This is a genomic window from Myxococcales bacterium, assembly GCA_012517325.1.
Lineage (GTDB): Bacteria > Lernaellota > Lernaellaia > Lernaellales > Lernaellaceae > JAAYVF01.
This window is the reverse complement of the sequence record JAAYVF010000003.1, coordinates 40,724-48,045: the sequence shown is the minus strand read 5'-3', so window position 1 is coordinate 48,045 and position 7,322 is coordinate 40,724. Positions and strand designations below refer to the sequence as shown.

The 7,322-nt window shown below is 61.0% G+C and carries 5 protein-coding genes; 3 read left to right on the top strand and 2 right to left on the bottom strand.

What is annotated here, in order from left to right:
• A partial coding sequence (locus GX444_00365) for a hypothetical protein (protein NLH47034.1) occupies positions 1-2,214 on the bottom strand: 2,214 nt, incomplete at its 3' end.
• Between the two features lie 502 nt (positions 2,215-2,716).
• On the opposite strand from GX444_00365, the gene GX444_00360 reads away from it, so the two are divergent.
• From GX444_00360 to deoC, 3 genes are all read left to right on the top strand, one after another.
• Positions 2,717-4,834 (top strand): D-alanine--D-alanine ligase, encoded by a 2,118-nt coding sequence (locus tag GX444_00360; GenBank protein ID NLH47033.1) that lies wholly within the window; start codon positions 2,717-2,719, stop codon positions 4,832-4,834.
• Between the two features lie 183 nt (positions 4,835-5,017).
• On the top strand, positions 5,018-5,614 hold the full coding sequence (locus GX444_00355) for a hypothetical protein (GenBank protein NLH47032.1): 597 nt from the start codon (positions 5,018-5,020) through the stop codon (positions 5,612-5,614).
• A gap of 85 nt (positions 5,615-5,699) precedes the next feature.
• Positions 5,700-6,458: a deoxyribose-phosphate aldolase gene (gene deoC / locus GX444_00350; protein NLH47031.1), complete on the top strand. Its 759-nt coding sequence runs from the start codon at positions 5,700-5,702 to the stop codon at positions 6,456-6,458.
• On the opposite strand, the gene GX444_00345 is transcribed toward deoC, so the two are convergent.
• Positions 6,441-7,217 carry a DUF169 domain-containing protein gene (locus tag GX444_00345; GenBank protein ID NLH47030.1) on the bottom strand — a complete coding sequence of 259 codons (777 nt, stop codon included), beginning with the start codon at positions 7,215-7,217 and terminating at the stop codon, positions 6,441-6,443. The genes deoC and GX444_00345 overlap by 18 nt on opposite strands.
• Positions 7,218-7,322: the final 105 nt, after the last annotated feature.

The window sequence follows — 7,322 nt, the reverse complement described above, 5'->3', positions numbered from 1 at the left end:
GGTGTCGCTTTCGGAGTAGGCGACGCGGTTCAGGGCGACGATGCCGTCCGAAGTGGCGCCGACCATGATGTCGGTTTCGTAAGGCCGGTAATTGCGGCGGGTGATGGTCAGGTGAACGTCGGTCATGTCGCCGATCGGGCCGTCGAATTCGATGTGCGCGGCGCCGCCGGCGCTGTAGGCTTTGCCGAGAATCAGGCCGTTTTGCACCAGGGCGACCCGGGCGTCGTCGGCGTTGACTTCCACGTCAAAGCCGGTCGCGCCCATCGGCACGATCGGCAGATGCGAAACGGTGAAGGTCTGCGGCTCGCCCGCGTACAGTTCCTGGGTCGGGTCGCCGAACCAATGAAATTCCTCGATGCCTTCGGTGGCGTAGGCGTCGCCGGGGTAGCAGGTATCCATGTAAAGCTTGCCGTACAGCATCAGCAGGCTGGCCCGCCATTCGGGCGAGTTGTTGGTGCCGGTCGGGTATTCGGGGATGAATTCCGGCCACATCGAATCGAGCCAGCCCCAGAACATGCGGTCGTTGATACCCGAGTAGCTGACGCGCGTCGAGGCGAGAACGCCGACCGCGCCGCCGTTCACGTTCCGTTCCCACGCTTCCGAAAAGCATTCGCCGTTCTTGTCGTCGTTGTCGAAATAGCCGGTCAGGCAGTTGATCGACCAGACGATCGGCTGCTTGTCGCCGTTGGTGAGCGCGAGCACCTGGTTGGTGACGAACGCCGGGTCCGACCAGCCGTCGGTGTCGCCGTGATCGCGGTGGGTCAGGAACGAGGTGCCGCCGTTGACCGCCGCGGTGATGTCCGAGGCGCCGCCGTTCCAGGCGAACCCGTTGGCGCGCAGCAATTCCGGCACGATGTCCACCGTCGAATAGGTCCACCAGCTCGCCGTCCACAGGTAGACATCCTGGTTCCAGAAGCGCGGGGTCACCGCCGCCTCGGTCACGTAGATGCGGTGCGGGGTGAACGGGCTGTCGGCCATGTACTGGTTGAACCACTGGTAGGTTTCCTCGGTGGTGCGCAGGAACCGCCGTTCCTCGTAACCGCCGCCCTGATGCTGGAAGTAGGCGGCGTGATACGAGTTGGTGTAGAAGGCGCTGTCGACGATCGGATAGCGCTGGTAGTTGATAATGTCGGTGATGTGCTTTTGCAGTTCTTCGACGGTGTCGGCGGTGATGCGGGCGTAGGCGATGTCGGCGAAGATGTCCGAACCGTCGACGGTGAAGTAGTACAGGTCGGATGCGATGTACGGATCGTCGTAGGTCGGGGTGATGTGTTCGGAGTCGCCGATGAACAGGACGAATTCCGGCGCGGGATCCCAGGTGTCGTAGGCTTCCTGCACCCAGGCCTTGATCGCGGCCGCCGTCGTGCCGACTTCATCGGTGGTGTAGATTTCGGTGTCGTAGCCCTGCAGAATTTTCCAGTCGGCCAGATCCTGGGCGGGATCGACGAAGGCCGGGTCGGTCAGGATGACGTATTCGGCGCCGTTCGGGCTCTTGCCGGTCGCGGCCGGCGGCGTTTCATCGGCGAAGGCCATCCGGTTCATCGCTTGTTCGTAAATCGCCTGGAAACTGGCCGCCTGATGACGGTCGAAGAAGCGGCCTTTCGAGCCGGAGAACCCGACGTGCACGACCGCGTCGGCGTAGGCGCGGGCTTGCAGCGTCACCGGATTGATTTGAACCGGGTAGATCTGCAACAAAAACATCCGCAGGCCGCGAATGACATAGGGGCCTTCGACGCGATAGGGCTTTTCCGGCCACCAGGCGTTTTTGTCGTAGATTTTTTCGTTGCGGGCGAACTCCGGATCGGGTTCGCCGTAGCAATCGGCGTACGGCGCCTGGGCGGGCGCGCAATTGACGTTTTCGATCACCGTGGCGTTGCTCAAGGTCACTTCGATTTGCGGCGCGGCGCCCTGGGGCAGCGCGATCCAGCGCGAAAACACGGGGACGGCCGGATCGCCGGGATTGGCCTGGCGGGTGCTTTGGCCGAAATCCAGATCCTGCCAATCGGCGCCGTCCACGACGATGTCGCGGACCCGCAACCCCGGTAAATGCATCCGGAATTCGAAGTCGCTTTTCGAATTGTCCTGGATGACGATTTTCGCGTTTTGATCGGCCATGGTGCCGTCGAACCGAATCCAGTGGGTTTCGGCCTGGGCCGTGGCGATCAGGGCAAAAAAGAGAATGAGGGAGAACAGCAAGTGAGTGGAATGCCGCATCACTGACTCCTTGAGCGGTTTGTATCGTGCTTTTGTCCGGAATGGGACAATCAAGCTTCTTCACCAAAGTCGACCGAGCATAGTGGAATTCTCAAAAAAAGACAAACTCGCCCGGGAAAACCGGATCGGTCGGTCGATGAAAATGACGGGTCGCCGCGGACCCATGACGGCGCGCGCGGAAAAAATGATGAGGACCGTGATTTTTGATTGACTGGGGGGAAAAAAATTATATGTTGGCGGGGAACGCGGGTGGTCCTTGTTAAGGTCAACCGATTTCCCGAAAGCGAAAGCAATTGATCACGAGACAAAAACCGGCTTTTGCGTCCAACGAAACATCGACCGAAGGCGATGACCCCCCCTTGGTGTGCCCGGACCCGGCCCGACCCTTCCTCCTGCGCCAACCTTCGAAAAAGTGGCTTGAACTAATCGTCCGGTTGTGATGCGTGCAACGAAAAGCATGGCCTGCGGGCGCGTTTCCGATTGAATCAGAGAGAAGGGAAAAATGAAGATCGCATTCACCCACAACTTGCAAGTCAGCCAGACCGAGGAAGAGGCCGAATTCGACCGGCCGGAAACCATCCGGGCGATCAGCGAATCGCTGGAACGGTTGGGCCATGAAGTCGAATTGGTCGAGGTGTCCGGCCCGGCGTCCCGCGTCGTCGCCCGGCTCGAAGCCTTGAATCCGGCCTTGGTCTTCAACACCGCCGAGGGGCGCTTCGGGCGCTACCGCGAAGCGTTTTATCCGGGACTGTTCGACCAGATCAATCTGCCGTACACCGGCTCGGACGCCTATACCTGCACGGTCACGCTCGACAAGCAACTCACCAAGTACCTTGTCGCCAGCTACGGCATTCCGACGCCGCAATGGGTGTTCATCGACGACATGCGCAACTGGACCCCGCCGGAACTGCGCTATCCGGTGCTGGTCAAGCCGAATTTCGAAGGCAGTTCCAAGGGCATCAGCCAGGATTCGGTCATCGATTACCCGGACATGCTGTACGACAAGGTGCGCGAGTTGCTGCTGCGCTACCCGGCCGGCGTGCTGATCGAGGAATTCATCCCCGGCCGCGACGTGACGGTGGCCTTTCTCGAAAAATCGTCGCCGAAAACCAGCGGCGTGCTGCCGCCGGCGGAGTACCATTTCGAGACCTCGGCGATGAGCGAACGCAAGTACAACATCTACGACTTCACCCTGAAGCAGTTCGCCAGCAACGCGGTTTCGGTCAAGTGCCCGGCGGTGCTGACCCCGGCCCAGATGGACCAACTGCTGCGCTACTCCAAGAAAATCTATTCGCTGCTCAGCGTCCGCGATCTGGGCCGCATCGACTACCGCGTCATGCCCGACGGCCGCATCTACTTCATCGAAGTCAACGCGCTGCCCAGCCTCGACGCGGGCGCCGGCATTTATCTGTCGGCCAAACAAGTGGGCGTCAAGGACATCGACGGCGTGCTGGAAACGGTGATCCGCAGCGCCGCCGAACGCCAGGGCATCAAAGTCTCCAAGAGCAAATCGAAAATCCGTCGCCGGCCGCTGCGCGTCGCGGTCACCTACAACCTCAAGCGCATCGTTCCCAAACAGGCCGACGACGACGACAGCGAAGCCGAGTACGATTCGCCCAAGACCGTCCAGGCGCTCGGCGACGCCATCGCTTCCTACGGCCACGACGTGGTTTACGTCGAGGCGACGCCCGAATTCGCCTCGCTGATCACGGCGGCCCAGGTCGACCTGGTGTTCAACATCGCCGAGGGCATCATCGGCCGCAACCGCGAATCCCAGGTGCCGTCCATTCTCGAACTGCTGGCCATTCCGTACACCGGCTCCGATCCGGCCACGCTGTCATTGACCCTCGATAAAGCGCTGTCGAAAAAAATCCTGATCCAGGCGGGCGTGCCGACGCCCAAGTTCTTCGTCATGCGCACCGCGAAGGAACGGTTCCCGAAGGACATGAGCTTCCCCGTGCTGATCAAGCCGATTGCCGAGGGCAGCTCGAAGGGCGTCATGCCCGACAGCGTCGTCGAAAACGAGGATCGCCTGCGCGAATTGGCGGCCGTGCTGCTGGCCAAGTACAAACAGCCGATGCTGGTCGAGGAGTATCTGCCGGGCCGCGAATTCACCCTCGGGCTCCTGGGCGAAACGCGGCCGAAGGTGCTGCCGCCGATGGAAATCGTCTACCTCAATCCCGAGGCGCGGCATCCGGTTTATACCTTCGAGCACAAGCTCAGCGAAAACAAGGAAATCCGCTACGACACCCCAGCGAACGTCGACGCCAAGCTGCTGCGCGAGTTGGAGCGCGTCGCCCGAAACGCCTTCATTCTGCTCGGTTGCCGCGACGTGGCCCGCATCGACCTGCGGCTCAACCGGGTCGGCAAGCCGTATTTCATCGAGTGCAACCCGCTGCCCGGCCTGACGCCCGGGTGGTCGGACCTGTGCCTGATCGCCCAGAGCGCCGGCATGGATTACCGCACGCTGATCGGCGAAATCATGGCTCCGGCCCTGCGGCGCTACCGTGAAAAACTCAAGCAAAACGGCACGAGCGCTCGTCCCGACGAACATCAACTCGCCACGATTCAGGAACTGACCGTGGAAAACGGGAAGAGTTCGCCGCTCATCGAGTCGTAACCCGCATTTTTGGGTTTCATGGGTGAAGCGCGCCGTTCCCGGCCCGCTTGGCGCCCGATTCCAGTTGACTTTATTTGGCCAAACTGGTGTTATTTTTTCGTACATCCTCGAATTTGCAACCGGATCGCGATGGTTTCCGCCGCCAATCGGCAGAACGGTGTTTTCACGAGTAGGAGGGCGCGAATGAATAATTATTTATGGATGTTCTGTTTTCTCATGGCCGCGAGTGCCGTTGTTCTGGCGCCGGGTTGCAGTTGTTTCGAGGATGAGGTGGAGGATGCGGCCGAGGACGTGGTCGAATCGGTGCTCGACGAATTTTTCATCGATGGAATCGCCTACCTGGAATTGGACCCGATCGTTGTGGACTACCCGGCGGACGGCGGGCAGCCCGCCTGCGTGACCACGTCCATTGTCAACGAACTGGACAAACTGGGAGCCGACGCCGGACCGGAAGACTTCGAACAGATCTGGCTCTGGACGGTTTTTCAAGCCTACAGTGACGCCGCCTGGACGCCGGTCGAGACGGGCGGATTTAATTGCACGGCTTATCTGGCCGACGCGGACGGCGAAGTGGAACTGGACTGGCCGACCATCGATGCGTCCGAAGCCGATTGGTGGCATAACCTGGCCACGCTCGGCGATGCGCAGGTATTTCTCAAACCATACCTGACCGATTGGAACCTTGAATTTCAAGCTTGCGTCCGATGTGACGGCGAAAACGACACGCGTTCTCTGAATTACTTGTTCAAGCTGCAAGTGGCGACCGAGAAAAAGGATTGATTCGCCCGTTTCCGCAAGAACGGATTCGTTGTCGGTTCGTTTTTGCGGCGCCGGTTGCGGCATTGCCGCGGGTAAGGGAACAAAAGTGGATTATCGCGCCTTGACCCCCGCCGACGTGGCGTGCATCTGCGATCATACGTTTCTGGCGCGGCCGGAAGCCTTTCGCGGGCAGGCCGCCGATCCGCTGGCGGCCTACGAAACCGCTTGGGACGATTTTCTGCGGCAGACCTTCACTTTGCCCGCGCCGCCTTACGCGATTTGCGTCCGGCACGACGAAGTCGAACCAACGATCCGCCGTCTGGCCGCGGAGAATCGCTTGGCGATCCAAGTCGCGGCCACGGTCGGTTTTCCGCTCGGCGACCGGAATCCGTCGGCGCTCAAGTTGCAGGAAACGCGTTGGGCGCTCGACCATGGGGCGACGGAGATCGACACCGTCTTGCGGTGGCGCGATTTGAAAAACGGCGACGAGCGAAGCGTCGCGAATGATCTGACGGCGCTGCGCGCGGCGACCGCCGGTTATCGCGCCCGGCTGAAGGTGATCCTCGAGGTTTGCGAATTGACCGACGACGAAATCCGCCGGGCCTGCCGGCTGTGCGGCGAGGCCGGCGCCGACTTCGTCAAAACCAGCACCGGTTTCGGCCGCGGCGGCGCGACGGTTCACGCCCTGCGCCTGATGCGCGAATCGTTCGCGGGCGGCATCAAGATTTCCGGCGGGGTTACCGCGAACAATCTGGGCGAACTTCTGGAGGCGGCGACGGGTGCGCCGGGCGGGGCGCTCGACCCGCTGAAAATCCGCCTCGGTGAAAGCTCGTTATTGAAACCGGTTTCACCAGGAAAGGATTGAGGACACCTCCGGCCACAGTGCGGAAGGCCAGCCGGAAGTGACGTGGAACGGGTAATTGCCGCCCCAGGAAATGCCGCCGGCGCAAAAATAGGAAATGTTGAATTTGCCGGTTAAATAGGGGATGACCACCGAATTGCGGCAGACCGACATGCTCGATAAATACCGCTTGATGATCGCTTCGAAGCCCGCCGAGATGCCGCGATTCCGGAAGGCGAATGCCGTGCAGGCTTCCCAACCGGGCACCTTATCCAGCGAACCCAAAACACGATTGACCGATTTCAGAAAAAACGGTCCCTTGCCGTCCCGCTGCGATTTCATCGGAAAAAGCGCGCTGCGAGCCAGATTGTCCTCGGCGGCGAATTCCCAGGCCGCCCGGTCCCACCCGGCTTTTTCCGCCATGACCCGGATGATCGTCGCCGGCCCGCGCACCAGAACCACGTCCGGCGTTACTCCGGCGCGCTGGCGATCCAGCGGCGCCAGGCGGAATCCGGCGATGCCGAACGGCAGGCGCGGGGACAGATCTTTTTGGAATTGGGCGACCGGCTCGCGCAAGCCCAGGCCGACGGGCGACCACTGGCAGACGTGAATCGAACCGCCGTCGACCCAAAGCTCCGCTCCGGCGGTCGCTTCGGCCACGGCCCGGCAAAAACTAAGGCCCGCGAAATCGGCGATTTCGCCCGCCCATTGTGGTTTGTGACGGAAAATCGTCACACCCAGCGGCGGCAACGGCAGTTGATGGAGATCATCGGTGTGTTTCATGGCGATAAAAATAACAAAAATTGCCTCCGCTATAAAGCGGCCCCCGAAAATGGACGATAAATCAGATATCACCACCAGCGAAGGTTGCGCGTCGGGAAGGCGGCG